Genomic DNA, 25,611 nt, shown 5'->3' on the forward strand with positions numbered 1-25,611 from the left:
CCCCCCAACGAGGGATACCCCCATTTTCCGGAATGGCCGTCCTTTGCAGTACAGTATCCCGATTAACCGCAATCATATCCGTACATGATAAAACATTTACACCTGCTGGGCGTCCTCCTGCTCTTATCTCCCATTTTACAAGCGCAGGAAAATTTTATTTACGCAAATTTCAACAAACACCTCGGGTTGGTAAACCCTGCCATCATGGGCATGGACTCTTCCACCTCGCTGACTGCGTTCGGCCGCAAACAGTGGGCCGGCATCAATGATGCGCCGATGGCTTTCAGTTTTACCGGCAACACTTTCGTGCGAAGGCCGGGCATCGCCGTGGGCCTGGTGGCGGAGTATAAAAAGATCGCCGTCACTTCCTACACCTCGCTTGGCGCGATGGTATCCAAAACGGTGAACATCACGCCCACCGAACGCCTCACGCTCGGCTTTTACGGCGGTATGGACAATTACTCGGCACGCTACGGCGGCCTCGGGCAGGGAGACCCTGCGCTGGCCGGCAAACAGCCCGTGAACGAATGGCGGGGTGTGGCCGGTTTCGGCATCATGCTGCACCGCGACAATTTCTACATCGGCGCTTCCATGCCGCGCATCAAACTGAAGAACTTCAAAAGCGAGGGCCAGCTGCGGCCGGAAGACGAAGGCAACAGCGGGTATGTGGCAGCCGGCAGCATTCACCCGCTCGGCGAAAACTTTGCCATCGCCCCTTCCCTGCTCTACAATCTCTTTCCGCAAGACAAGCCGCTGGATATAGGCGCCACCGTGATATACCGCGAAAGCGCCGCGGCCGGCCTCACCTGGCGCAGTACGGGGGAAATGAATGCCGCGCTGCAATACACCGTTCAGCGACGGTTGCAGCTGGGTTACTCCTACATTTTCGCGCTCGGTAACCAGCGCAACATTATCCGGTTCAGCTCCGGCTCGCACGAGATTTTTGTGAACTACCGGATACCCTGGGCCGCCGGCGCCTTCCTTCCCTATAAATGGTGGTAATATCCTTTCCTTCCAAATTCAGCATGATATGTTTCTTTTCCGCATAAAAAATTTACTCTGCACGCTGGTGTTGCTGCTGGCAACATTGCATGCCTGGCCCCAGACCGGACCGTTCGTAAACGTTGCTTCTCCCGGTTTCGCGAACCTCGACACCTATGGCGGCGTGGCCGCATGGGCCGATTACGACAACGACGGTGATCTCGATGTTTGCATCGCCGGCCTGAATTACCAGGGCGGATCGCAGGCGCGTATTTACCGCAACAACGGTAACGGCACTTTTACCGACCTCGGCACCAACTTCGGCAGCACCATTGGCAACGATAGTAAAATGACCATCATCTGGCTCGACTATAACAACGACGGCCAACAGGATCTTCTCCTCCTGCTCGGAGGCCCGGTGCTGCTATATCAGAACTCCGGCGGGTCTTTTTTACCGGCCGGCAATACCGGACTGCCGGAACATATCTCCATAAGCGCCGCAGCTGCAGGAGACTACGACAACGACGGCTACCCCGATCTCGCCATTAGCGGCTTCACTAGCGTCAGACAGTCCAATATCTACCGCAATAACCAGCGGGGCGGCTTTGAGGTAACGAACATCCCCCTGCTGCCGATGTCCGGCGGCGACTTTGCATGGGCCGATTACGACAAAGATGGGCTGCTTGACCTGATGATGATCGGCTTCACGGAAAACGAATCCGCCAACCGCCTGTACCGCAACCTCGGTAATGGGACTTTTTCCAGCGGCACGATGATTGGAGCCTATGGCTTCCATAACGGCACTGTTGCATGGGGCGATTACGACAATGACGGGTATCCCGATCTGTTGATATCGGGATACAGCTCGCAGTTCGTCAACAGATATCTCACCATGATTTTTCATAACGATGGCGGCGGCGGATTTACCGCCAATAGCAGCGTATTACAGGGCGTAAGCGGCACTACCGCCTGGGGCGATTATGATGGCGACGGGTTGCTGGACGTGGTGGCAGCCGGGCAAACGGTCTGGAGGCCGGCACAATCCGCCACGCATGTATACAGGAACACAGGCGGCGGTAACTTCTCCCTCACGGCAACGCTTGCATCCCATATCTATTCGTCCGCCTGCTGGGCCGATTATGATAACGACGGCCGGCTGGACCTGTTGTGGATCGGTTCGGACAACGGAAGCGGGTATGCGTGTACGTTGTACAGGAACACCACTTCCAATCGCAATACCCGCCCCGCCGCGCCCTCCGGGCTTTCCCACAGCGTTTCGGCCGACGAAAAGTCCGTCACCCTCACCTGGCAGCGGGCACAGGATGCACAAACGGCGGCGGCCGGTTTATATTATAACATCTACCTGTACGAAGACCCCGGCAGCTCGGTGAGAATAAACGCACATACCCGCACCGGCGGCTACCGCAGGCTCGTAGGCATCGGTAACACCACCATGAACACCAGCTACACGTTTCATGGCCTTACGCACGACAAGGTGTACCGCTGGAGCGTACAGGCCATCGATGCGGCCTGGTCGGGCTCGCCTTTTGCGGCAGAGCAATCGTTCGCCACCCGTAAAACTCAAACGATCCAACTGAACGACCTCATTCATCAGTACGGCGACCCGGATTTTGTACCAGCCACACTCAACTCCGGCCTGCCGCTGACGATCCAACTGGGCAACCCTTCGGCGGCGGAAGTACTGCCGGACGGCAAGATCCGCATCAAAGCGGTGGACACCTGCACACTCATTGCCTATCACCACGGCAACGGAGAGTGGCTGCCTGCCGCGGTGGTGACGGCTACGATGCAATTCAATCCCGGAACGCTCACGGTTGCAGCAGACAACAAGAACATCACGTACGGCGACGCCTTGCCGGCGCTCACCTACCGCATCACCGGCTTTGCCGCCAACGAAACCGAAAGTGTGCTGACGCAACCCGTGCAGAAGTCCACCACAGCCACTGGCACAAGCGGCATTGGCGCCTACCCGATCAACGTAAGCGGCGCGGCAGCAGCCAACTATACTTTTGTATACCAACCGGGCACACTGACTATCGATCCCAAACAACTGAACGTTGTAGTGGCCCCGGTTGCCGACAAGGTGTACGGCTCCGCCGACTTCAGCCTTAACATTCAGGCCGACCCTGCCCTGCCCCTCGCCTTTAGCAGCAGCCAGCCCGGCGTGGCCACGGTCGACGCAGCGGGCAACATTCACATCACCGGCGCAGGCACCACCGCCATTGCCGTCATGCAAAAGACTGCCGGCAACTACCTCGGCGATACAGCTCTTGTAACACTGCGGGTAACACAGGCATCACAAACCATTACCTTCCCCGCCATCGGGCCTAAAACATTTGGTGATGCCGACTTTGACCCACAGGCGCAGAGCAGCGCAGGGCTACCGGTACAGCTCACCAGTTCGGATGCGAACGTAGCCACCATTACGGCCGATGGAAAGATCCATATCACCGGCGCGGGCACCGTTACCATTACTGCCACGCAAAGCGGCAACACCAATTACAGCAGTGCCTCCGCCACTGCGATACTGACCGTTGGTAAAGCCGCACAAACCATTACCTTCCAGCCGTTGCCCGTCAAAACGTTCGGCGACGCGGATTTTCCCGCACAGGCGCAAAGCAGCGCAGGGCTGCCACTTGCATTCAGCAGCTCAGACGCCAATGTGGCCACCATATCACCAAACGGCATTATCCATATCACCGGCGCGGGTACCGCTACCATCACGGCCACGCAAGGCGGCAACGGCAATTACAATAGCGCCGCCGCCACTGCGGTGCTAACCGTTGGCAAAGCAGCCCAAACCGTCACGTTCCAACCACTGCCCGTCAAAACATTCGGCGATGCGGATTTTCCTTCACAGGCGCAAAGCAGCGCAGGGCTGCCACTTACATTCAGCAGCTCAGACGCCAATGTGGCCACCATATCACCAAACGGCATTATCCATATCACCGGCGCAGGTACCGCTACCATCACGGCCACGCAAGGTGGCAACGGCAATTACAATAGCGCCGCCGCCACTGCTGTGCTGACCGTTGGCAAAGCAGCCCAAACCGTCACGTTCCAACCGCTGCCCGTCAAAACATTCGGCGATGCGGATTTTCCCGCACAGGCACAAAGCAGCGCAGGGCTGCCACTGACATTCAGCAGTTCAGACGCCAACGTAGCTACCGTTACACCCAACGGCACTATTCATATCACCGGCGCCGGCGCAGTTACCATCACGGCCACGCAACCCGGCAACGGCAACTACCTCGCCGCCAGCGCCACCGCAATGCTCACCGTCGGCAAAGCAGCGCAACAGCTGTCACTGCCCGATTTCCCTGTTAAAACCTTCGGCGATGCAGATTTCGCGGCAGGCGCCATTGCCTCCAGCGGCCTGCCCATCACATATACCAGTTCAGACCCCAACGTGGCTACCGTGAACGCCGCCGGCCAAATCCGCATCACCGGTGCCGGCATCACAACAATCACAGCCGCACAACCCGGCAACGGCAACTATGCTGCTGCAGCAGCGGTCAACAAACAGCTGGCGGTAAAAAAAGCCACACAAACCATCACCTTCGGACCACTGACGGCGCGTAACACCAACGAACCGCCGTTCGACCCCGGCGCCACCGCCAGCTCAGGCCTCCCGGTTACGTACGAGATAGAGAACACCATTATCGCTACGGTGGCCAACACGCTGGTAACGCCGCTGCGTCCGGGCATTACCCGCATCACCGCACGGCAGGCGGGCAATAGCAATATTGAAGCCGCCACCTCGGTTACGCAGGAGCTTGAAATCGTTTCCTCCGGCCGGGAAATAAAAGTAAGCGACGCCATTACGCCGAACGGCGACGGCATTAACGACTACCTGCAAATAGAAGGCCTGCGCAATTTCCCGGACAACGAGATCCATATTGCCAACACAACCGGCAGGATACTGTTTGAAGCGAAACCCTATAAAAACGATTTCAGAGGCTATGCCAATAACGGTAGCCAGCTGCTGCCGAAAGGCGTATACTACTATGTGTTCCTCTACACATCGGGCGGCACCCGAAAAAAAGTGACCGGCTTCTTTGTGCTGGAGTATTAACCGGGAAAAAGCTTATCGGAAAGCATCACAATAGGAAAAAAGCCGCATAAACTGGTGTTTATGCGGCTTTGCAATCAGCGTCTTTTGCAAACCGGCCCAGAGTCCGGCGCCCTTACGCCGCCCATTCAGTGGGCGTTTTCCCGAATTTCTTCTTGAAAGAATGTGAAAAGTGGGAAAGGCTTTCAAATCCCAGGTCGAGATAAATGGCCGACGGCTTCTTGTTCTTACTTTCAATCAGATGCCGGGCTTCCGCTAACCGCCTTTCCAGTAACCATTGCCGGGGCGCCATCCCGAATATTTTCCGGAAATCGCGTTTGAACCCCGCAAGGCTTCTTCCCGCCAGCCTTGCAAACTGATCGACGGGAATATTGTAATGAAAATTGCTGGCCATGAATTTTTCCAGATCGATCTTATACGGCTCGGAAAAGTCGAACAGGAAGTCCCTGAGCCCGGGCATCACGTCCAGCAGCAGATATACCGCCTCTTTTATTTTCAGCATCCCCACCTCGGTAGTGATCTTCTTCTCGGGATGCTGGACATAGGGCAGCAGGGATTGAAAAAAGGCCTGTAAAAAATCGTTACCGGGGATGAGGATGTTGGAAGGGCCTGTATATTTCTGTGCTATCGTGATTTGTTCCTCCAGGGCAATTTTCCTGAGCAAATCCTCTTTCAGGCGAATGACAATGGTTTGATACCCCCGCCCGTCCAAAGGCATCTTGGAAATTTCTCCCAGTTGGTTTTTCCGTATCAGCATCATTTCGCCGCCGGTCATGGAGATACGCTGGCTGGCGGTTTCCAGTGTAAACTGGCCCAGCACCTGCAATACCAGCGTATTATCCTCCATGAATGCGACCTTCTCTTTCCTCATGTCCGAGTAATAAGAGAAAAAAATGACCCCGGGGAGTATTTCAGTTGGATTCATCATGCCATAAAGTTACAAAACCGGTGGAGCTTATGCGCAAGGCGGCTACCGCTGCAGGTAGGTGCCTCCCACTATCGCCCCCGGCGCAAAATGCGTATGCAGGGTATTCAACTCCTCAGCCGTGAATGCAATCTCCATGGCCCGCCGGTTTTCCGGCAGCCGTGATCGCCGGCTCATGCTTACCAGCGGCATGATATGATCGTCCTGCACATTCACCCAGGCGATCGCCAGTTGCGCCGGCGTATAGCCCTTCTCCTTCGCCATCTGCTTTAATACTTCGACCTTTTCAAGATTCTTTATGAGATTCTCTCCCTGGAAACGCGGGAAGTGATGATGGTAGGCATTGGCCGGCAGCGGCGCTTTCATGTCGCCGGTAAGCAGGCCTTCGGCCGTATTGGCAAAGGCCACAACGCCTATCCCCAGTTCTTTGGCCGCGGGAAGCAGGTCGCTTTCTATCTGGCGGTCTGCCAATGAATACCCGATCTCCAGTGCCGTTACAGGGTGTATGCTATTTACCTTCCGCAGTTGCTCCGCGGTGATTTCAGAAACGCCGAGGTGGCGCACCTTCCCTTCCTTGATGAGGTCGGCAACCGTGCCGATCACATCTTCGTCCGGCACGCTCCCGTCGAGCCTGCACGGCTGGTAAAGATCGATGATATCTGTCCCCAGGCGCACCAGGGAATAATTGATGAAGTTTTTGATGGATGCGGGGCGCAGGTCCAATCCCAGTAACCGGCCACCGTAGAAGATCGCACCAAACTTGACGCTGATAAATGCGTCGTCCCGCCTGCCTTTGATGGCCTTCCCTACCAGCAGCTCGTTATGCCCGGCGCCGTAAAAATCTCCCGTATTCAGGAAGTTGATACCGCTGTCCAGCGCCGCCTGGATGGTAGCGACGCTTTCTTTTTCATCATTCATCCCGCCGCCCCAGACAGGGGACATGCGCATACAGCCTAAACCCAGTTTGGATACGAGCGGGCCGTTCTTTCCCAAAGCTATCTTTGTTGTTGTCATTACCTTTATTTTATTGATTAACGACACAAAGATCAGTCTTCAAAGCCCCTGGCTGCTTTCCTCCATAGCTCAATTTACTTGCCTGGGCGGCTCAGCCGCAATGACATCTTCTTTGGGGCCTATGCGTTCAAATTTTGACGGGCGGCTTCCGTTAAAAGAGCACTGGAGTCGGAGGAAAGTTCTTAACCGGCCTGGTTTGTTTCAGGTAGCTGAAAATCGCGTCGAGATCTTCATCCGTTAATTCGGTATAGTTCGTCCACGGCATGGGAGGCAGCAGGGAACGACCTTTTTCAGCTCCTTTGAGCTTTCCGTGTCTCATAGCGGTTTTGAAATTGTCAAGCGTCCAGTTGCCGATGCCGCTGACGTCGCTGGTAATATTCAGCGCGAAACTGATGCCCCAGGGACCTGCGGCGGCCGTCATATCTTCATTGAACTGCGCGATGCCCTTTTTTGCCAATGCAGTGTCAAAGGCTGCCACGGGCCGGCCCGAGGGATAGCCAGACAGCCGGGTTTCCGGAATTACTTCCGGCCCCATATTTCCCATTCGTTTGGGAGAGTGACAATCATTACACCCACTGATGGTTACGAGGTATTCGCCACGTTTTACCAGGGAAGCGGAATCGCCATACTGGCCGCCAGAAGCATTATTATTAGCGGAATCGCAGGAGATAAACAACGTCAACAGGAAGCTGGCCACAACTGTAGCGGTCGGGATTAATTTAATCATAAATGTTACTGTGTTAGTTCGATATGCAAAACTATCCCATAACATATATAAATACTGGCAAAGCATGGCCGAATCGCAAGTTTCGACGCATCAGCCGTAAAAATCTGCGCTTAAATGGTTGCGCCAACGGGCTACTGATAACAACGGATATTTCATTTGCCAATCCAGTCTTTAAACGCTGCCACTTTGTCTCTGCTAACGATGGAATCTTTGTCGAAAGCAGGACTGAGATCCAGATGTAGCCTGTTCCCCGGGAAAGATTCAATTGTCCTGACCGATTTTATAGCCACTATGCACGACCGGTTAATTCTGAAAAACAGGGAAGGATCCAGCATCTCATCCTCCAGTTCTTCCAGCGTATAATCAGTAATAAATTTGCCGTTCCCAAACGTTCTGAAAAAAGTAATCCTGCCGTCCCTGTAGAAATAAGCGATTTCTTCCGTTTCGATGCTTACCTGCTTATTTCCGGATTTTACGAGGAAACGTTTCCTGTATTGTTTCTTGTCGAAGCTCTCCCGGAGGTCGTTCAGCAACCGGGTTATATTCACGGATTTCACGGCCTGACCGGCATAATGTGCCTGTATTGCTTTGTGTTTGTTGAGTGCCTGCGCAAGCCCTTCGGGCTCAACAGGTTTAAGCAGGTAATCCACACTGTTTACTTCGAAAGCACGCAACGCATACTGATCGTATGAGGTAGTGAAAATAACCGGGCTGGTCACTGTCACCTGTTTGAATATCTCGAAACTCTGGCCGTCTGCCAGCTCAATGTCCATAAATATCAGGTCGGGCGCCGGATGCTCACTCAGCCAGCTGACGCTTTCCGCGATGCTCCGAAGGGTTGCGACAACCTCGATACGACCGTCAATTCCGGATATCAGTTTTATCAGTCTTTTGATGGCGAGATTTTCATCTTCAATGATAATCACTTTCATGGGTAGCGGGATTTATAAGCGGGAGAGTCACCGTAAAATACCGCTCGTCCGGCACTACGGTAACAATCTGTTGCGATAATAACTGGTACTTTCTCTGAATGTTCTTCAACCCAATTCTGTTCGACTGCACGGATACCGGTTTGGCCTGCTGGTTATTACGGACCACTAACTCCGAATTGCCGTTGATAAACAAATCAATGATGAGTGGATTGGATTCTATAATAATATTATGTTTGACCGCATTTTCCACCAGCATCTGAAGCGTGAAAGGCGGGAGCAGGCGATTATGATATCGCTCCGGGATGTTGATGTCCAATTGGATGGCGGCTTCATACCTTGTTTTCAGAAGATAGAAATAAGACTTCAGGAATGTCAGCTCCACACCAAGCGTGGTAAGCTCATGTTCGTTATTCTGCAACAGGTAGCGGTATACCCTGCACATTTCATACAAAAATCGTTCGGCTTTTTGCTGATCTTCGGAAATGAGGGCGGATAAGGAGTTTAACGAATTGAACAGAAAATGGGGGTTGACCTGTGACTTCAGATTATCCAGTTCACTTTGCAGGGAAGCCTTCTTTGACTTCTCCGCTTCAACGAGGGACGTCTTCCATTTTTTTAACAGGTAGGTTGCCTCAAACACTGCAGTGGCTAAAATATTCAACACAATGCCCGCTACGGAAATGCCGCCGAATTTTCCGGGCATATACGGGCGCCCGGCGGCATGGCAGCAAAACAACAGAATAAGGTAGTTGATAAAAATCGTGATGGGTATAAAAACCGCGAGCGTTAATAACACACGCCGGGTCGTCTGGTTGACTTCCGGATAATGACTCCTGATGATATACCCTGCTTTTGAATGAACGAACCAGGATAATGGCCATACAATGAGTATGACAACTGTTGTGGTAAAAAAAATCCGCGTATCCGTCACATATTCCCTTCCCCAGATAAGCCCGGCCAGAATGAAATAATAGGGCAGCACGATAAACAGTACTCTTACATCATAACCAGTGAGTTGGTTGCCTCTCGGTGCTTTTAAATTACCAGGATCGGTTTGTTTTGTCATGCCGCGTCAAAAATAGGAAAAAGGAAATAGTTTTAATCTCTTCCCTGCAGGTGACCCGGATCGTAATGATGGCCCATACCACGCCGACGGCTATTTTTACGATTGAGACGCCCGTAATAACGATTCAGACAGCCAGCAATTTTCCCCTGCCCCCATTTTATTTTCTTTGCACTCGCCTTTTTATCCCCAGCGTAAACACAAGAATATATATTATGAAGACATTTCATTTAACCCTTATTTTGGCTTTCGCCGCACTCCTGGCCTCCTGTCAAAAATCCCCGAAGGAAATGGATGCACCTGTTGTCAATCCGGTCAAAAGAAATACCGGCGGCACTACCGGGCCGGCCGTGTCTAAAACCATTGGCAGCGATGGCGGTACTTTGCAGGCAACAGGAGTGCAACTGGTCATCCCTGCGGGCGCCGTCAGCGAACCGGTCAATTTCAGCATACAACCGGTAGAAAATACATTAACCGGCTCGTCCCGCCCCGCCTTCAGGTTCCTACCGGAGCATATTGCCTTCAAAAAACCGGTAAGGATTGTTTTGGAGTACGATGCATCGGAAACTGCCGGCACCACTCCGGACCTCCTTCACCTGGCTTACCAGGATCCGGAAGGTTTTTTCCATATGGTAATGGAAACGGAACGAAACGTGACGGCGCGTACACTTACCGCTCTTACGACGCATTTCAGCGATTGGACTTATGTTGAAGCCTTAAAGATAGAAGCCGACCGCACCGAATTAAAGACCGGAGAACAGGCTCAGTTAAAACTGATGTATTATGAAACATTGATTTCCCCGCTGGAGAAAGATCCTCCCCTTGGGCAGTATGTAGATTATTACATCCGTTCACAGATTCCACACATTCAATGGAAACTGGCCGTTGGAGAAGGAACAATCAAACCCGATGGCATCAATTGCCTGTTTACCGCTCCCGGCGCCCCGCCTGCTGTAAACCCGTCGCTGGTGAGCGTTTACGTCCCTGTCTGGAATTCCGTGAAAAAAGACTACAGCAAACAAGCCATTCTGACAATCCCCCTCACTGTCGTCGAGGACGAATATCTAATGTATACGCTGGACGGTACAACCCACATAAACAAGAAAGATTGTGGTCCGGAAGACTGCATCAGCATGGAAGCGGATAACTTTTACATCAATGCGGAAATGAGCGGTGGCCAGTATATCAGGATCCGCCTGCTGGGTGAATCATTTGGACAACGCTCCTACCCTTACGGCCTGGAAGACGACCAGGGTTACATCATCGTAGCAGGAATGGGGGAATATGACTGGGCCACCAGTAAATTCCCCTGCCCGACGTGTGATGAGCAACATTCCTCAGGCAGCGTTACAGTTACCCGCTACGAAGCTGTTGGAGGCTACGTTGAGGGCAAGTTTACAGCCGAAATATGGTATCAGAACGGCAGTTACAACCCGCCGAAAAAACAATTGTCGGGCCAGTTCAGGATAAGAAGGAAAACATAAACAGATTTCCGGCACCCCGCACGTTTTATTTCGGCGCCGGACATCCGGTCGAACAAACTGAGCAGATCTGTCAGACCTATCCCCTGCTTGCGGGGGATAGGTAATTCCGTTTCGTGACATGCCATACCCGCTATTTAGCGGTTCATGTCTCTTTTTCCCGAATTGCTTTTGTGAGGTGCCGGGCTGTATGTCCAGTATACTTCCAGCCGTACAGCCAGTCCAATTTCGAGGGCTGTTTCCTGATAAAGATGCCGATCAGCCGATCCCTGAACCAGGCCGCCACCGGGTTAATCTTTGCTTTTGTATCCCCTATTTTCCGGGCGGTGCGTAGCTCAATTTACTTGCCTGGGCGGCTCACCCCTATTATTTCCGCTCGTAGAGAATATAGTCGGTTGCCAGCGGGTCAAGCCCGCTTTGCCTGCATTCAGTGGCAATTTGTCCCCTGTGATAGGTGGAATGATTAATTACATGAAACAACAGATGCCGGACACTTTTGCTAAACCTGTTTACTTTACCAATGGTGTACTGGATTTCGCTGTCGAGGTCCAGCTTATCGACGATCTGCATGGTATGCTCATGGTTTGCCTGCTCAATGTTCCGCCAGTCCCCGATGGCATGCACCTGCCAGATGCCGAAAGCAGGCTCCCTCGGCTCTATCCGGTTATTCCATATCTGGTGCGCATTCAGGATATGGCTATAGAGTTTTATGGTCTTTTCAGAAGTTTTGTCTGCATTGCCGGTCAATAAATCCACCAGCTTCTGATTACAATCGTGATTATATTCAAACAGTTCGGTGAAGAAGATTTTCATAGTTCTTTACTTTTTTTTTGTTCAGTACCTTAATTGCTATATCGAACATCATGAGTGATGCCTGCTGTGCCGGCGATAGCTTTCCATGGCCAGGTGAACAACGCTACAATTATTGCAAGCGCACACGAACAACAAAGAACACCCGGTGAAATTTAGGGAATTACCGGGAAAACCTGCTCCAAAGCACTATATTTATTTCCCACAACAAAATGTTTCAGGCGCAGATGGAAACGCTTTATTTATCCGGTGCTAGTATAGGAGTTTTTTTATCTTTTGTTTTATTCACCAAGTCAGATAAAACGGTGGCGGATTATATGCTTGCCTCCTGGCTTGCAGCTTCAGCCATTATGTTGCTGTCTGTTTACCTGCTGGCGTCGGGACAGTATACAAAGTATCCAACAGGAGCCATCCAGGGTTTATGGATGCCATTGGCCCAGGGGCCTTTCCTGTATCTGTATATAAAATACCAGACGCGTCCTGTACTATTTCAAAAGCGGGATCTCCTGCATTTTTTACCGTTCGTTTCGGGTTATTTACTTTTTTCCCAGTTTTACCTGCTTCCGTTTGATGCAAAGGTCAGTGTTCTTGAAAACAACGCCGCTGGCTTTGAACCGGAAAATAAACTGAGGGCTATCCTGATTTATGTATCCGGGGTCATTTATATCCCTTTGTCCTGCCACCAACTCCTGCTTTTTAGAAAAAGCCTCGAACACCGGTTTTCAAACGTTGAAAAAATCAATTTCCGTTGGCTGCTTTACCTGATTACCGGGATGGCCGCCATCTGGATTGCCGTTTTGGTGGTTCATTCAGACCGGCTTGTCTTTTCGGCCTCCACTATATTTGTATGCTGGATGGGCTATTTCGGCATCAAACAGGTGAATGTATTCAGCCAGAAAAATATCGAAACCATCGCTTTCGCAGCAAATGAAGCCAAGTTGGCAGAAGATACCGACAAAGACCAGCCATCGTCTGTTCAGCCTCCCGTGCCCAAATACGCCAAATCTGCTTTGGATGACGAAACCGCACAAAAACTTCATAAAACACTGCTTTCCGTACTGGAAGAAGAAAAACCCTACCTGGATCCGGAATTAACCCTCGATGCCCTCGCCGGTATGGTCCATACAAATCCGAACCTGCTGTCACAGGTCATTAACGCCGTTGAACAAAAGACTTTTTACGAGCTGATAAACGAGCTGCGGGTGAAAGAATTCTTGCGGCAGGTCGTCCTCCCGGCCAATAAAAAATATACGCTGCTGACCATTGCCTACGATTGCGGGTTTAACTCAAAAGCCTCCTTCAACCGGAATTTCAGGAAAATCACCGGAAAGTCCCCCAGTGAATACCTCCATACGATTTCTTAACATCCTTTTCAGACGCCCATCCGCGCCAATTAGTCTCAATAGACATAAATAATTGTATTTAAGGACTTTATGGTACCCAAGAAAGGAGTATCACCCTACCGGATGCGCCTCCATCCCCATTTGCGGGAGATACCTTTGTGCCTGCGCCGAAGCGTATCAAAAGCATCCAACATGAAAATTCCAAAATGGGTTAAAAGGGTCGCCGTGGCCATATTTGCATTAGTGGCCTTGTTGTTGATCACCGGGTTTGTATTTGAAAGCATATCCCGCTATAATGCCGGAAAGATCATTCCCAACGGCCGGTTTGCCGAAGTAGGCCATCACCGCCTTCATTATCTGCAAAAGGGAACTGGGAGCCCGACGATCGTTTTCGAAACGGCGTTTGACCCGGCCGGCCACCTCCAGTGGTTCAATATGCAACAGGTACTGGCTGCATATACGACAACCATTTCGTACGACCGGGCCGGGATCCTCTGGAGTGAAAGAGGGGGCAATCCCAAAACCGGCGACAAAATAGCCGAAGAATTACACCTCCTGCTGGAGAAATCCGGGGCCCCGAAACCCTATATTCTTGTGGGGCACTCCCTGGGAGGCGTGCTTACCAGGTTCTTTGTCCGTAAATACCCCCACGATGTAGCCGGGGTGATACTGATCGACAGCCAGCACCCGGATAATGAAAAATTCCTGTCGCCCGAACTTTCCAAAATGGTCAATCAGGGATTACCGGGCGGCTTTCTGAAGTTTGCCAATGCTTTCGGGCTTGCCAGGCTGATGTTCGGCAACATGTTCCCTCAAAACGGGCAATACACCTATCAAAACTCCATCATGCCGGCATTGCTCCATAAAAGTGCTTATGCCGTTCTGGAAGAGCAGGACGGGATGCCATCGATAAAAAAAGAGGCGTCAAAAATCAGGTCTTTCGGCTCCATTCCCCTATGCGTCATTAGCGCAACTGACGAAAACAGGTTTGATTCGTTTATCAAAGACGAAAAACTGAAGGCCGAAATGGTTGCAGCATGGGACAAAATGCAGAAAGACCAGTTGGGGCTTTCCGCCATCAGCAGGCAGATCCTCGTTCCGAACAGCGGCCATTATATCAACCAGGATCAACCGAAGGCTATTGAAGAGGCGGTAAAAGCAATGATTTTAACTACCCGGCATAAAAAACCAACGCCTCTCGGCCAGCTGGCCCAATGACCATTCATAGTGGGGTCCCTTGCGAATTGCAGCGTCAGATACCTATATGAAAGCTGCCATCCTTTTCACGGTCTCCGCTTCGGTGGTATGTGATGCCGGCATGGGCGGGCCCGGCCTTGGTTCGACAGGTTTGCCGAATTAACGGGCAGGATATTTCCAGCCGTACAGCCAGTCCAGTTTCGAGAGCTGTTTCCTGATAAAGAAACCGATCAGTCGGTCCCTGAACCAGGCCGCCACCGGGTTAATCTTTGCTTTTGTATCCCCTATTTTCCGGGCGGTGCGTATTATTTTCTCGACGCGGCCGCTGCGGGCAGCCTGAAATTCAGCAAAAGCCTCGCTGCAATGCTCCTTTCTGCCCAGCAGATCTGTCAGCACAACACTGTCTTCCAGGGCTAAAGAAGCGCCCTGGCCCACGTGGGGTGAAATGCCGTGAGCGGCATCCCCCATCAGGCAAACCCTGTTCTTATACCAGTATGGCAATTCGGGTATGTCATACACCGGATAGGCAATGATGTCGCTGCTATTCCGGATGATTTCGGAAAACAACGGGTCGTCATTTTTATGGACCGTTAAAAGATTCTGCCGGATTTCTTCTTTCAGCGTGGTCCTGATTTCATGTGGCGCCGGTTCCTCGTTTCGCCTGTAGTTATTAAACCACCAGACTTCTCCTTGGCCGGATACCGCATAAGCGAAAAAACCCCTTTCGCCAAATGTCATATGTATCGCATCCGAGGGTTGTGCCAAACGGGGATGGCGGGCATACCCCCCGGTGGAAATCAATTTCGTGTATCGCAGCCCGTTTTCACCAGGAAATATCTGCTGCCTGACGGTGGAGAATATGCCATCGCACCCGATGAGCATATCGCCGGAGGCAACGGTGCCATCGTCAAAAAAAGCCGTCACCGTGTTTTCGTCCTGCTCCAGTCTTGTCAGTTTCCTGTTGTACCGGATCTGTACGCCTTCCGCCGCCGCGGCTTCCCGGATGCAGCGGTTCAGATTTGACCGCTTCAGCTGGAGCGTTTCCGCACCGTATTTTTCCAGCTGGTATCCCGTAGGCCCTTCCGCAATCATTTTGCCCTTCGCGTTATAGAATTTTATCGCCCCGGGCGTTGAGTCCTCTTTCAGTTCATGGAGGTCGATAAACTGCCTGAGGATATTCAGGCCGTTCGGCGTTATCCCGAGGAACGCCCCCTCATGGATGTTCTCCTCGCTCCGCGACTCGAATATCTCCGCGTGGCCGCCTTTTCTTTTCAGTTGTATGGCTAGTGCCGGACCACATACCCCCGCACCGATAATGATGATTTTTTTACCCGCGATCATTTGAATTGTATTTGAAGAGTGGGATCATGAGCATATTCAGCATGAAGAACAGCGATACACGGAGATAATTCCAGTTTCGCCAGCCGGCGGCTTTTTCAACGAGCAGCTGATCGACGGCGCCGCTGAAGGGAACCTCCCGGAACTGGTCGATGGCGGGAGCGAAGTATAAAAGCGTCCAGGCTCTTATGGCGAAATGCGCAATGAATAGCAGCAAAAGTTTGAATTTTCGCTGCTTTACCCGCCAGTTCGTCACAATGGCTATTATAAAAATCAGCTCGTGGATGCTATGTGTAATTATCCAGAATTGCTTGAAATCCAGCGGATAGGGCTCCTGAAAGAAGACAAGCGAAGCCGGCGGCGCCTTTGTCCATGCAGGTACCATGATGGCGGTTTCCCAAAGTTGCGCGCCGTTCATGATAAAATATCCGGCGATGCAGAAAAACAGCCATTTGTCGGCCGTCGAATACGTTATACTTCCAGTTTTTTCCATATGGTAGTCGTTTGTACAGGACGTCTTGCGGATGGGTATCGCCCCTTCCCAGCGCCTTGCACCGGTGCAAAATTAGCGTACCTTTAACAGCGGCAGTTTACATTAAAAGGAGTAAAACTTACATTTGGCGGAGTATGGCATTTGAATTAATCAATGACAAAGGCGATAGCCTCCTGAAGAGCGATCACCAGATTGACGGAATGAAACCGGCGTTTTCTTCCGAAAGCTTTGATCTTGACTTGCCATTTGGAAACGTAAGATCGACCCAATGGACCTTCGATGGAATAAAAGCCATCAGTACCGACTCCCGTTTCCGGGCGCCCACGGTGTTTGACTGGAAAGGCGACAATGAGGTGATCACCATGCACTTTAATTTACTGGGCACCATTTCCATGTTCGATCCCCGGCTAAACAGGCCTTTCGTATTATCCGCCAACCGGCATAACCTGTTTTACGGCAAAGAGGCCGGCGGTAAAATTCAAACGGACGACCTGCATACGAATACCTTTCTCATACAATTTTCCAAAGATGCTTTTTTCAGGATCGCGGAAAATGGCAACGAGGCCATCAAACGTTTTGCCGGCCACGTTGATGCCGGGCGGTCGGCCGCACTTTCCGACACGAACCTGGATATTGACTTCAGGATCCAAAGCTGCATCAACGCGATGCTGCATTGTCAATTCAACGACCAGCTGAAGGGATTGTTTTATTTATCCAAGGCCATAGAACTGCTGGTGTTACAGGCCGAAACATTCGATAGCGCCTTGCAACCCTATCCCCGGCACCTGAAAGGCGAGTACGACAGGGAGCGCATTATTTTTGCAAAGGACTACCTGCTCGAACACATTCAAAACCCTCCCAGCCTGAAAGAACTATCGAAAGTTGCGGGGATGAATGAATTCAAGCTCAAGAAAGGGTTTAAAGAGATTTTTAATCGCACCGCCTTTGAGTACCTGTCGGATGTGAGGCTAGAAAGAGCAAAGCAGGACCTGATGGAACGAAACAAAACCGCCACACAGATTGCCGACGAGCTGGGTTATAGCTCACTTCACCATTTCAGTAATGCATTCAAGAAAAAATTCAATGTTCCCCCGACGAAGATTCTAAAAAAATAGCGGGCATTCTCTCGGCAATAGCTCCTCATTCGTAACGGCTACTGACCCACCGGAACTCCATTGATTTAAAACAATTCCTGTTGGTATCGGATGCACCGTTGCCGCTCACCCAAACGAAACCTGACAAACCATGAGTATACCGGCTGATAAAGAAGAATTGCTGAAAGCCATCAAAACGAATTACGACAAACTGGATACGGAACTCATGTCAATTCCCCCTGGGCTAGCCACAGTCAGGGAGCTGGAGGGCCATGCCAGGGGAAGCCTGATGAGCATTCACAATCTCGTTTCATACCTCGTTGGATGGGGTGAATTGGTGCTGAAGTGGAATCGTAAACAGGACAATAAAGAACCGGTCGACTTCCCCGAAACGGGTTATAAATGGAATGAACTAGGCAAACTTGCGCAGAAGTTTTATGCAGATTATAAAAAAGAAGACTTCCCTGCCCTTCTTAAAAAACTCAACGATACGGTTTCAGATATTTTATCATTGGTGCAGTCAAAGTCCAATCACGAATTATATGGAACGGCGTGGTACGACAAATGGACTTTGGGCAGGATGATACAGTTCAATACCGCTTCACCCTATACCAATGCAAGAGGAAGAATCCGTAAGTGGAAAAAGGAAAAAAACATTCCGTAGGTGCGAACCGGTGAGAAGTGGGAATAAACAATTGATAACCAAATATATGAATAGCAATTCGGGAGCTAATTTGTCCGTACTGGCCCTTCGCCACTACCCGGGCGACTTTTTACAGTACCCCCATTTTTTGAATCTCATCTATCTTTTTGCCCTGATCTGAAAAATCCTTACCTTAGGTAAGGTATTGAATACGTATCCCCTAAGCCTTTCCCATCGTCTCCTTTCTCATTACCCTATCTATTATTCAAAAATTAGAAACAATTTTTATGAGAAAGATTTATCTTTTCGCAGCGATCGCATTTTTGGCATCCTGCAATCCCCGCACCGACAAATCCAAAACAGAAGCGGAAAAGGCTCCCGACCCCGGTCAGGCAAAACAGGAAAGCATGACATATCCTTTCACGCCGGATTATTCTGCTGATTTTGAAATCGGTGACACTAAAAATGCACAAACAATTCTCAATTTGTACCAAAACTGGGACAACAACACGCTCGACAATTCAAAGAGCTCTTTCGCAGAAACTGACACGATGTATTTTTCCGACGGCACCATGTTCGCCGGCAGCAGGGACAGCCTTTTTGCTACTGCCAACAAGATCAGGGGACAAATGGGCACCGTCGTTGATTCCGTTCATGCCTGGGTACCGCTCCGGAGCAAGGATAAAAAGGAAGATTGGGTGCTGATATGGACGCGGGAGATTTCAACGGACGCCAAGGGAAAAAAGACAGCCAAAGAGCTGCACGAACTATGGCGATTTGATAAAGATGGGAAAATCAACCTGATGTACCAATACGAGCTGCAGCCCCCAAAAATGCCGTCGCCGAAAAAATAACATTTTGGCTCGCAAAAAACCACGGTCTCAAAACGAACAGGTTCGCAAATCTGCGGACCTGTTTACCTGTGTTCCTGCCGTGATTTTTCCCCCGCGATAATTAGGTCCCGCATGCAGGCAGCCATTCCCGGTATCAAAAAAGAGACCGGGCAGTCGCAGAAAGGAGACCGCTACGGTCGCAAAAATGCGACCTGAATACAAACATTTAAACAATTCGAGCTTAAAACATGGCGCACTCCCTACGCACCAGGAGCATAAAATGATACCGGAGATACCCTCCGGCATGGACAAAACGGACACTTTTTTTCGTGAAAATGTGCTTTGCGGACGATCACGCGTCGCTTTTTTCCATCGCTGCCAGCCCAATGGCCGGAATCAGCGCAACGGTTTGCCGATCGGGAACAGGAAAGCCACCGCGGAAAAATGGATGCTCAACATTCACAAACCGGCAGTAATGGCGCCACCGCGCGCCTCCACGGCGCCAAACAGCGCTTTTCAAGCCCCTATATGACCGCGTAGCGAATCCGGCAAACAACTGCCCCACACACCCGGTAGCCGGGCAAAAAAGGCCCCGTACGCCGCCGGAGGGGAACCCGGCAAACCACTCAAATGCGTTTGTATCGCTGCGGGAGTGCCGTTACTTCACCGGCATGGACAAGGAAACGGCAAATGAGGATTGCCATTACCGGGAGGAGGCCGCAGCCATGTCTGACCGGGTCTGCCAGGGGTCTACTCCCATGTTACTTAAGGGATACTTAGGGGATACTTAGGGGATACTTAAGGGATGGTAGCATGGGAGTGCGTGTTTTCCGTGTTTTTGCGTTTTAGGGAAATTTGGGGACGGTATCGAATTTGACGGATGGAAGATTCTCAGTTCTATCGGGAGATTTCCGGGCGGGGGCTGTACATGGGGAGCTTCGGGGCAAGGGATCACTTCCCCGGCAACCGCGTACATCTCCCCTTGCCATCGTTCCGGCTCCACGGCCGCCGGTAACTCAAATGGCGCTGCGGCGGTAATTACCTGTTCATCATCCTTTTTGTCACGAATTCTGAAAAAAAGAAATCTCTATAAATACTACCGATCGGGATCTCGTTCGTACCCATGTACACCGTGTTATTATCCACAGAATCGATATGCTTGACATTGATCACATAGGACTTGCTCACTCTCACAAACATATCTTTTGGCAATTGCTCGTAAATAGTTTTGATATTCATCGCCGTAATCACCTTCTGATTTTCGCTGTGCATCACGACATAATCCTTTAAACCCTGGATAAAAAGCAGGTTATTGAAATAGACTTTAAAAATTCTCCGGTCTGCCTTCACAAAGAAAAAATCGTCCGCTACCTGCTCGATATTGTTATTGGCGTAATCCGCCTTGAATAACTTGGCGTAAGTGTGGGCTTTTTCAACCGCCTTTTGAAAACGCTCCAGCTTTACGGGTTTTATCAGGTAGTCGATCGCATCTACTTCATAGCTGTCGGTTGCAAATTCAGCATAGGCGGTTGTAAAAATCACAAATGTCTCTTTCGGAATGGTTCGGGCAAAATCAATTCCGTTAATTCCCGGCATTTGTATGTCAAGAAAGATTAATTCCACCGTATTGCTTGCTATAAATTTTGCCGCCGTTTCGGGACTGTTGAACGAGCCGGTTAAATCCAAATTATCTGTTTGATTGATCAACATCTCTATGGCTTCTCTTGCCAATGGTTCATCGTCTATAATAATACAGTTCATAATTCCATACGCTTTACTATATGATGAAATAATCGTCTGCCATATTTGCACTTCCCATCTTTACAACGCGGGAATAAGTTCTTGCCATATCAACTCCCTTTTGAAACCGAACTGATATTGAACCAATAGCAGCAACAGGTTGATGTGTGCTGATGGCAGTTGAAGAAAATCCGGAAATAAAAATAACGAATGTTCCGGATGGGATGGCCTTGATAAACCTGTAACCCTTTGTTTCATCCGCCTGAATATCGAAGAACACCAAATCCACCGTGTTTTTGGACATAAATACGGAAGCCTCCCCTGTATTGTCAAACGACGCCACCAATGTCAGGCCGTCCGTTTGGCCGATTAACATGCTGATGACGTTTCCCGCTGCCGGTTCTCCATTTATCACAATGCAGGTCACAGCTGTATGGTTAAGGTCACACAATACCTTTCCGGGTCGTCTTCGATATGTAGAACATGTGTTGCCGGGAACAAAAGTTCCAGCCTTCGTTTGACATTTGTCAGCCCCAATCCGCCTGTATTGTTAACGGCTTTAAGCATCGGTTTGGAGTTGATGCATTTAAAAAAAAGTTCACCGTTTCTGACATCGAAATACAGGTTTACATAAGACGAGTTTGTTGCATCATTATTGTGCTTCACGGCATTTTCCACAAACGGAATGAACAGCAAAGGAGGAATCTGTACGCCGCTCAAATCTCCCTCTTTTGAAACCAGGAAATCAAAACTATCCCGCCTTACTTTTTCCAGGTTCAAAAAATCTTCCAGGAAATGAATGTCCGAAGTCAACAACACCTTATCTCTTGCGCTGTCATAGAGCTGGTAGCGAAGTAAATCGCTCAGCTTCATTAAAACCTGCGAGGCTTTCCCGGGGTCTTTCTTCGTTAGAACATTGGCATTGTTCAGCATATTAAACAAAAAATGCGGGTTGATCTGGTTTTTCAATTGTTCCAATTCCGCATAAGCTTTCGACTGTTTCAGCTCATAGATCAATTGCCTATCCATCATTCCCTTCTGAAACAGTTTTATCGACGATGAAGCCGCTACCAGCACCAGGGTCAGGAAGGAAAAAAGCGGGATATTCAGCCCGTTTTCTTTGTTAAAAGGATTGACAAACCAACCACAAATAGCTACTACAACAAGGATACCGGCCACAGACAGGCAGTATTCAAGGTTCTTGTTCCTGAACAAAAACCTTGGCACCAGCACGTACATATTCAAATAGAACAATATAAGAAAATACAAAAATACTGCTACCGGGTGATCAATTACGGAAGCACTGTTGTACAGCACGGCGCCTATGAAAAAAATGAGCAGCAGATGCCGGAGTATCCTGCGGTCAGGTGAAATCAGGAAACGAAAAAGCGCGTTTTCGCTAATAGCCTGTTGATGGGTAAAATCATTCATTTATAAAATTGTGTAGAACAAACTTAACATTTAAAGCGATGGTCTGCACTGCTTTTTATACGAAAGTGCGTGCTTTTTATACAAAAGCACGAAGCATTGTAAAAACGCATCAAACAGGCAATATATTTTGTAGCGCCCCGGCGCACTTTGCTATAAAAGATACCGCGTTTGGTATAATAAAAAAAAGGCGTTTATCCAAAGGAATAGATTTGTATCCAAATTGAAATTATTCACCCGATTTTTCAAAAGATGAGATACAGGATCATTCATACACTGCTGTTTATAACCATTTCCTTCGGGGCCTATTCACAGCAGAAAGTCACCTTAAGTGGAACAATCACCATAAAAACAAGTACCGAAACAATAAACGGCGCAAGCATTTTCATCCCGGAAGCAAAAGTTTCAACAATTACCAATGCGTATGGTTTTTATTCCATCACCCTGCCCAAAGGAGACTATACCATCGTCATCAGCTGTATAGGATTCGACAATATCAGGGAACATATCTCTCTGACGGAAAACACCAGGAAAGATTTTTCGATGCTTGAAAAAAGTAAAACGTTAGACGAGGTAGTGATCAAATATAATAATTCAGCCAGCAACATCCAGAAACCGGAAATGAGTGTGAACAAACTCTCCATCGCCACCATCAAAAAGATGCCGGCCGTTATGGGCGAGGTAGACATTCTGAAAGCTATCCTGCAACTTCCGGGCGTTTCCAATGCACAGGAAGGATCAACCGGTTTTAACGTCAGAGGAGGTTCGGTCGACGGCAATCTGATATTGCTGGATGAAGCCGTTGTTTACAATACGTCACACCTGTTCGGCTTTTTCTCCGTTTTTAATGCGGACGTGATTAAAGATCTGAAATTATACAAAGGTGGCATACCCGCTAATTTCGGTGGGCGCACTTCATCTGTTCTGGATATTTATCAAAAAGAAGGGAACAACAAAGAATACCACATAACGGGTGGAATTGGGGCGGTTTCGAGCAGACTATTGGCAGAAGGCCCTATCGTAAAAGATAAAAGTTCATTCGTGGTTGCCGGCCGCGCTTCTTATGCTCATTTGTTCATGAAATTGGCAGACAACGCCAACGCCGTTTCCTTTTATGATCTGAATGCCAAACTGAATTATAAAATCAATAACAACAACAGGCTTTTCCTTTCAGGATATTTCGGTATGGATAAAATGGATTTCAGTAATTTTTTCAAAAACAATTATAGCAACTCATTCTTTAATCTTCGCTGGAATCATATCTTTTCCGATAAATTCTTTTCCAATGCATCGGTCATTTACAGCAAGTACGATTATGGCCTGAAGATAAAATTTGCTGGCCTTGATTGGGAATCGGACATCCGCAATTATAATCTGAAGTACAATTTCAACCACCACCTGTCCGACAAGCTGGTTTTGAATTATGGCGTCAATTCCATCTATTACCAGTTCAACCCCGGCACCATAAAACCTATGGATGCCACATCGCCTGTCAATGCCAGCCAGATTGAAAAAAAATATGCCTGGGAAAATGCATTGTATATCAGCGCCGAGCAAAAACTCACGGATAAACTATCATTGAATTATGGACTGCGATATAGCCATTTCCAACGGTTGGGCGCGCAAAATGTAAACAATTATGCCAAAAATCAGGCGGTATCTTTTAACCCGGAGTTACAAATTTACGAGGAAGGAACGCCTGCCAGCATCACTCATTACAAAAAAAACGAAAAGATCATTGATTTTGGAAATCTGGAACCTCGCCTGGCAGTTTCTTACGCCATTAATGACGACCAATCCATCAAGGCGAGTTATAACCGGATGAGTCAGTATATCCATTTAATCTCCAACACGGCTTCCGTCTCCCCGCTCGATATCTGGGCGCCGAGCGACCAATATTTGAAACCCGAAATTCTTGACCAGGTCGCATTGGGCTATTTCAGAAATTTCCGCAATGGAAAATACTCTTTGGAAACAGAGGCTTTTTACAAGAAAATTAAAAACAAGGCAGATTACATTGACGGCGCCGAATTGATTGCCCACAAGGCCATAGAACAGGTATTGCTCAACGGGGAAGCAAGGGCTTACGGACTGGAGGTGATGCTGAAGAAAAATACCGGAAAACTGACAGGCTGGCTTTCTTACACACTTTCCAAAGCAGAGCAGCGCACACCGGGAAGAACCGCGGAAGAACCGGGCATTAACAACGGCGAATGGTATCGCGCCAATTACGATAAAACGCATAACCTTTCACTTACAGCCGCGTATCAACTGACAAAAAAATGGAGTTTTGGCGGCATTTTCACCTACCAAACAGGAAAGGCGGCAACTTATCCCATCGGCAAGTATCAGTACCAGGGGATTACGATTGCGAATTACGGAGAGCGAAACATCAATTCGCTTCCGGCCTATCATCACCTGGATGTATCGGCCACCTACATACCCAAACCCGACAGCAAAAAAAAGTGGAAAGGTGAATGGGTGTTCAGCATTTACAATGTTTACAATAGAAGTAACGCCGCATCCATGATGTTCGAGCAAAACAGGGAAACAGGGTTGAGCGAAGCAAAGAAAGTATCGATTTTCGGTATCATTCCCGGTGTGACTTACAATTTCAAATTTTAATTATAATAATGTAAAAATGAGAAATAGACTTGAATACCTGTTTGCTGCATCCTGCTTTCTTCTGTCGTGCACAAAAGTAGTGGAAGTGGATCTGGAAACAGCAGAACCGAAACTGGTCATTGACGCATCGATTGATTGGGTAAAGGGTACGACAGGCAATGAACAGAAAGTCAAACTCTCCACCACAACAGGATATTACAGCAAGACATTCCCTACCGTTTCAGGAGCGGACATCGTTATAACAAATTCCGAAAATACTGTTTTCAGTTTTACAGAAAGTCCCGGTACGGGCGAATATATATGCTCCGGTTTCCATCCGGTCATCGGGGAAACTTATACATTAAAAGTAGTTTTAAACGGGGAGGTTTATACCGCCACCGAAACCTGCATAGGTGTGCCGGATATTGAAGATAGTATTGTACAGAACAATAACGGAGGATTCGGAGGGGATGAAATGGAAATCGCATACAGCTACCAGGATAATGGCAATGAAGAAAATCACTATCTGCACCGTATTCTATCTCCGGCATCAACGTTTCCGGACTATAAAGCCCAGGATGACGCGAACAGCCAGGGCAAACTCATGCAGGAATATTTTTCTGACGAAAAGCTGAAAACCGGAGACAGGATAAACATCAGGCTGTATGGAATTTCAAAGAGATACTATAATTATTTCCGAAAATTATTAACCGCATCCGGAGCCGGTGCCGGCCCGTTTCAAACCACACCAGGTTCGGTGAGAGGAAATATCACCAATCAAACCCATTCCGCAAACTTCGCTTATGGATATTTCAGATTATCGGAAGTGGACGTAAAGGATTATACGATCCGGTAATGGGATTCACAGTTAG

At 49.3% G+C, this 25,611-nt stretch carries 21 protein-coding genes; 10 read left to right on the forward strand and 11 right to left on the reverse strand.

Going from position 1 to position 25,611, the window contains the following annotated elements; all coding sequences use genetic code 11:
• The first annotated feature begins 84 nt into the window (after positions 1-84).
• Positions 85-1,002, forward strand: a complete 918-nt coding sequence (locus tag EGT74_RS17830) for a PorP/SprF family type IX secretion system membrane protein (protein ID WP_123847926.1) — start codon at positions 85-87, stop codon at positions 1,000-1,002.
• A 28-nt stretch (positions 1,003-1,030) separates the two neighbouring features.
• A complete protein-coding gene (locus EGT74_RS17835; protein ID WP_123847927.1) occupies positions 1,031-5,077 on the forward strand; it encodes an FG-GAP-like repeat-containing protein in 4,047 nt (1,348 codons plus the stop codon).
• Positions 5,078-5,189: 112 nt separating this feature from the next.
• Here EGT74_RS17835 and EGT74_RS17840 read toward each other — a convergent pair whose 3' ends face one another.
• The 5 genes from EGT74_RS17840 to EGT74_RS17860 form a co-directional block, all read right to left on the reverse strand.
• Positions 5,190-5,945 carry a helix-turn-helix domain-containing protein gene (locus EGT74_RS17840; RefSeq protein WP_246008242.1) on the reverse strand — a complete coding sequence of 252 codons (756 nt, stop codon included), beginning with the start codon at positions 5,943-5,945 and terminating at the stop codon, positions 5,190-5,192.
• A gap of 99 nt (positions 5,946-6,044) precedes the next feature.
• Positions 6,045-7,013: an aldo/keto reductase gene (locus tag EGT74_RS17845; RefSeq protein WP_123847929.1), complete on the reverse strand. Its 969-nt coding sequence runs from the start codon at positions 7,011-7,013 to the stop codon at positions 6,045-6,047.
• 151 nt (positions 7,014-7,164) lie between these two features.
• The gene (locus EGT74_RS17850) at positions 7,165-7,740 is read right to left on the reverse strand and encodes a c-type cytochrome (RefSeq protein WP_158618206.1); all 576 of its coding nucleotides are present in this window, start codon (positions 7,738-7,740) and stop codon (positions 7,165-7,167) included.
• A gap of 152 nt (positions 7,741-7,892) precedes the next feature.
• The gene (locus tag EGT74_RS17855) at positions 7,893-8,672 is read right to left on the reverse strand and encodes a LytR/AlgR family response regulator transcription factor (protein WP_123847931.1); all 780 of its coding nucleotides are present in this window, start codon (positions 8,670-8,672) and stop codon (positions 7,893-7,895) included.
• Positions 8,653-9,738, reverse strand: a complete 1,086-nt coding sequence (locus EGT74_RS17860; RefSeq protein WP_123847932.1) for a sensor histidine kinase — start codon at positions 9,736-9,738, stop codon at positions 8,653-8,655. The genes EGT74_RS17855 and EGT74_RS17860 overlap by 20 nt, the downstream gene beginning before the upstream one ends.
• 212 nt (positions 9,739-9,950) lie before the next feature.
• On the opposite strand from EGT74_RS17860, the gene EGT74_RS17865 reads away from it, so the two are divergent.
• Positions 9,951-11,219: a hypothetical protein gene (locus tag EGT74_RS17865; RefSeq protein WP_158618207.1), complete on the forward strand. Its 1,269-nt coding sequence runs from the start codon at positions 9,951-9,953 to the stop codon at positions 11,217-11,219.
• 363 nt (positions 11,220-11,582) lie between these two features.
• Here EGT74_RS17865 and EGT74_RS17870 read toward each other — a convergent pair whose 3' ends face one another.
• Positions 11,583-12,029 carry a DinB family protein gene (locus EGT74_RS17870; protein WP_123847934.1) on the reverse strand — a complete coding sequence of 149 codons (447 nt, stop codon included), beginning with the start codon at positions 12,027-12,029 and terminating at the stop codon, positions 11,583-11,585.
• A gap of 224 nt (positions 12,030-12,253) precedes the next feature.
• Between EGT74_RS17870 and EGT74_RS17875 the strand changes: the two genes are divergently transcribed.
• Together EGT74_RS17875 and EGT74_RS17880 are read left to right on the forward strand one after the other, a co-directional pair.
• On the forward strand, positions 12,254-13,390 hold the full coding sequence (locus EGT74_RS17875) for a helix-turn-helix domain-containing protein (RefSeq protein WP_158618208.1): 1,137 nt from the start codon (positions 12,254-12,256) through the stop codon (positions 13,388-13,390).
• 171 nt (positions 13,391-13,561) lie between these two features.
• Positions 13,562-14,587, forward strand: coding sequence for an alpha/beta hydrolase (locus EGT74_RS17880; RefSeq protein ID WP_158618209.1), 1,026 nt, complete (start codon positions 13,562-13,564; stop codon positions 14,585-14,587).
• 138 nt (positions 14,588-14,725) lie between these two features.
• On the opposite strand, the gene EGT74_RS17885 is transcribed toward EGT74_RS17880, so the two are convergent.
• Together EGT74_RS17885 and EGT74_RS17890 are read right to left on the reverse strand one after the other, a co-directional pair.
• On the reverse strand, positions 14,726-15,907 hold the full coding sequence (locus EGT74_RS17885; protein ID WP_123847937.1) for an FAD-dependent oxidoreductase: 1,182 nt from the start codon (positions 15,905-15,907) through the stop codon (positions 14,726-14,728).
• Positions 15,894-16,397 carry a transposase gene (locus EGT74_RS17890; RefSeq protein ID WP_123847938.1) on the reverse strand — a complete coding sequence of 168 codons (504 nt, stop codon included), beginning with the start codon at positions 16,395-16,397 and terminating at the stop codon, positions 15,894-15,896. Before EGT74_RS17890 ends, EGT74_RS17885 begins: the two co-directional genes overlap by 14 nt.
• A 134-nt stretch (positions 16,398-16,531) precedes the next feature.
• Between EGT74_RS17890 and EGT74_RS17895 the strand changes: the two genes are divergently transcribed.
• The 3 genes from EGT74_RS17895 (at position 16,532) to EGT74_RS17905 (ending at position 18,988) form a co-directional block, all read left to right on the forward strand.
• The gene (locus EGT74_RS17895; protein WP_123847939.1) at positions 16,532-17,512 is read left to right on the forward strand and encodes a helix-turn-helix transcriptional regulator; all 981 of its coding nucleotides are present in this window, start codon (positions 16,532-16,534) and stop codon (positions 17,510-17,512) included.
• A 130-nt stretch (positions 17,513-17,642) separates the two neighbouring features.
• Positions 17,643-18,155 carry a ClbS/DfsB family four-helix bundle protein gene (locus tag EGT74_RS17900; RefSeq protein WP_123847940.1) on the forward strand — a complete coding sequence of 171 codons (513 nt, stop codon included), beginning with the start codon at positions 17,643-17,645 and terminating at the stop codon, positions 18,153-18,155.
• 266 nt (positions 18,156-18,421) lie between these two features.
• Positions 18,422-18,988 (forward strand): hypothetical protein, encoded by a 567-nt coding sequence (locus EGT74_RS17905; protein WP_123847941.1) that lies wholly within the window; start codon positions 18,422-18,424, stop codon positions 18,986-18,988.
• Between the two features lie 1,017 nt (positions 18,989-20,005).
• Here EGT74_RS17905 and EGT74_RS17910 read toward each other — a convergent pair.
• From EGT74_RS17910 to EGT74_RS17920, 3 genes are read right to left on the reverse strand one after another with little or no spacing between them, the layout of a single operon-like run.
• Positions 20,006-20,728: a LytR/AlgR family response regulator transcription factor gene (locus tag EGT74_RS17910; protein WP_123847942.1), complete on the reverse strand. Its 723-nt coding sequence runs from the start codon at positions 20,726-20,728 to the stop codon at positions 20,006-20,008.
• A 16-nt stretch (positions 20,729-20,744) separates the two neighbouring features.
• Positions 20,745-21,134, reverse strand: a complete 390-nt coding sequence (locus tag EGT74_RS17915) for a response regulator (RefSeq protein ID WP_123847943.1) — start codon at positions 21,132-21,134, stop codon at positions 20,745-20,747.
• Complete coding sequence (locus EGT74_RS17920) at positions 21,131-22,138, reverse strand: sensor histidine kinase (protein WP_220392899.1); 1,008 nt, start codon at positions 22,136-22,138, stop codon at positions 21,131-21,133. The genes EGT74_RS17915 and EGT74_RS17920 overlap by 4 nt, the downstream gene beginning before the upstream one ends.
• A 249-nt stretch (positions 22,139-22,387) precedes the next feature.
• Between EGT74_RS17920 and EGT74_RS17925 the strand changes: the two genes are divergently transcribed.
• Together EGT74_RS17925 and EGT74_RS17930 are read left to right on the forward strand one after the other, a co-directional pair.
• Entirely contained in the window at positions 22,388-24,760 is a 2,373-nt protein-coding gene (locus EGT74_RS17925) for a TonB-dependent receptor (RefSeq protein WP_123847944.1), read from the forward strand.
• Positions 24,761-24,776: 16 nt separating this feature from the next.
• Positions 24,777-25,595 (forward strand): DUF4249 domain-containing protein, encoded by an 819-nt coding sequence (locus EGT74_RS17930; protein ID WP_123847945.1) that lies wholly within the window; start codon positions 24,777-24,779, stop codon positions 25,593-25,595.
• Positions 25,596-25,611 lie beyond the last annotated feature (16 nt).

Origin of the sequence: Chitinophaga lutea, from assembly GCF_003813775.1 — a bacterium.
In the GTDB taxonomy this organism is placed as follows: domain Bacteria; phylum Bacteroidota; class Bacteroidia; order Chitinophagales; family Chitinophagaceae; genus Chitinophaga; species Chitinophaga lutea.

Excerpts from the sequence above, each read along its gene's own strand:
- EGT74_RS17830 (WP_123847926.1), top strand. The coding sequence starts at position 85 with ATGATAAAACATTTACACCTGCTGGGCGTCCTCCTGCTCTTATCTCCC.
- EGT74_RS17835 (WP_123847927.1), top strand. The coding sequence starts at position 1,031 with ATGTTTCTTTTCCGCATAAAAAATTTACTCTGCACGCTGGTGTTGCTG.
- EGT74_RS17840 (WP_246008242.1), bottom strand. The coding sequence starts at position 5,945 with ATGAGGAAAGAGAAGGTCGCATTCATGGAGGATAATACGCTGGTATTG.
- EGT74_RS17845 (WP_123847929.1), bottom strand. The coding sequence starts at position 7,013 with ATGACAACAACAAAGATAGCTTTGGGAAAGAACGGCCCGCTCGTATCC.
- EGT74_RS17850 (WP_158618206.1), bottom strand. The coding sequence starts at position 7,740 with ATGATTAAATTAATCCCGACCGCTACAGTTGTGGCCAGCTTCCTGTTG.
- EGT74_RS17855 (WP_123847931.1), bottom strand. The coding sequence starts at position 8,672 with ATGAAAGTGATTATCATTGAAGATGAAAATCTCGCCATCAAAAGACTG.
- EGT74_RS17860 (WP_123847932.1), bottom strand. The coding sequence starts at position 9,738 with ATGACAAAACAAACCGATCCTGGTAATTTAAAAGCACCGAGAGGCAAC.
- EGT74_RS17865 (WP_158618207.1), top strand. The coding sequence starts at position 9,951 with ATGAAGACATTTCATTTAACCCTTATTTTGGCTTTCGCCGCACTCCTG.
- EGT74_RS17870 (WP_123847934.1), bottom strand. The coding sequence starts at position 12,029 with ATGAAAATCTTCTTCACCGAACTGTTTGAATATAATCACGATTGTAAT.
- EGT74_RS17875 (WP_158618208.1), top strand. The coding sequence starts at position 12,254 with ATGGAAACGCTTTATTTATCCGGTGCTAGTATAGGAGTTTTTTTATCT.
- EGT74_RS17880 (WP_158618209.1), top strand. The coding sequence starts at position 13,562 with ATGAAAATTCCAAAATGGGTTAAAAGGGTCGCCGTGGCCATATTTGCA.
- EGT74_RS17885 (WP_123847937.1), bottom strand. The coding sequence starts at position 15,907 with ATGATCGCGGGTAAAAAAATCATCATTATCGGTGCGGGGGTATGTGGT.
- EGT74_RS17890 (WP_123847938.1), bottom strand. The coding sequence starts at position 16,397 with ATGGAAAAAACTGGAAGTATAACGTATTCGACGGCCGACAAATGGCTG.
- EGT74_RS17895 (WP_123847939.1), top strand. The coding sequence starts at position 16,532 with ATGGCATTTGAATTAATCAATGACAAAGGCGATAGCCTCCTGAAGAGC.
- EGT74_RS17900 (WP_123847940.1), top strand. The coding sequence starts at position 17,643 with ATGAGTATACCGGCTGATAAAGAAGAATTGCTGAAAGCCATCAAAACG.
- EGT74_RS17905 (WP_123847941.1), top strand. The coding sequence starts at position 18,422 with ATGAGAAAGATTTATCTTTTCGCAGCGATCGCATTTTTGGCATCCTGC.
- EGT74_RS17910 (WP_123847942.1), bottom strand. The coding sequence starts at position 20,728 with ATGAACTGTATTATTATAGACGATGAACCATTGGCAAGAGAAGCCATA.
- EGT74_RS17920 (WP_220392899.1), bottom strand. The coding sequence starts at position 22,138 with ATGAATGATTTTACCCATCAACAGGCTATTAGCGAAAACGCGCTTTTT.
- EGT74_RS17925 (WP_123847944.1), top strand. The coding sequence starts at position 22,388 with ATGAGATACAGGATCATTCATACACTGCTGTTTATAACCATTTCCTTC.
- EGT74_RS17930 (WP_123847945.1), top strand. The coding sequence starts at position 24,777 with ATGAGAAATAGACTTGAATACCTGTTTGCTGCATCCTGCTTTCTTCTG.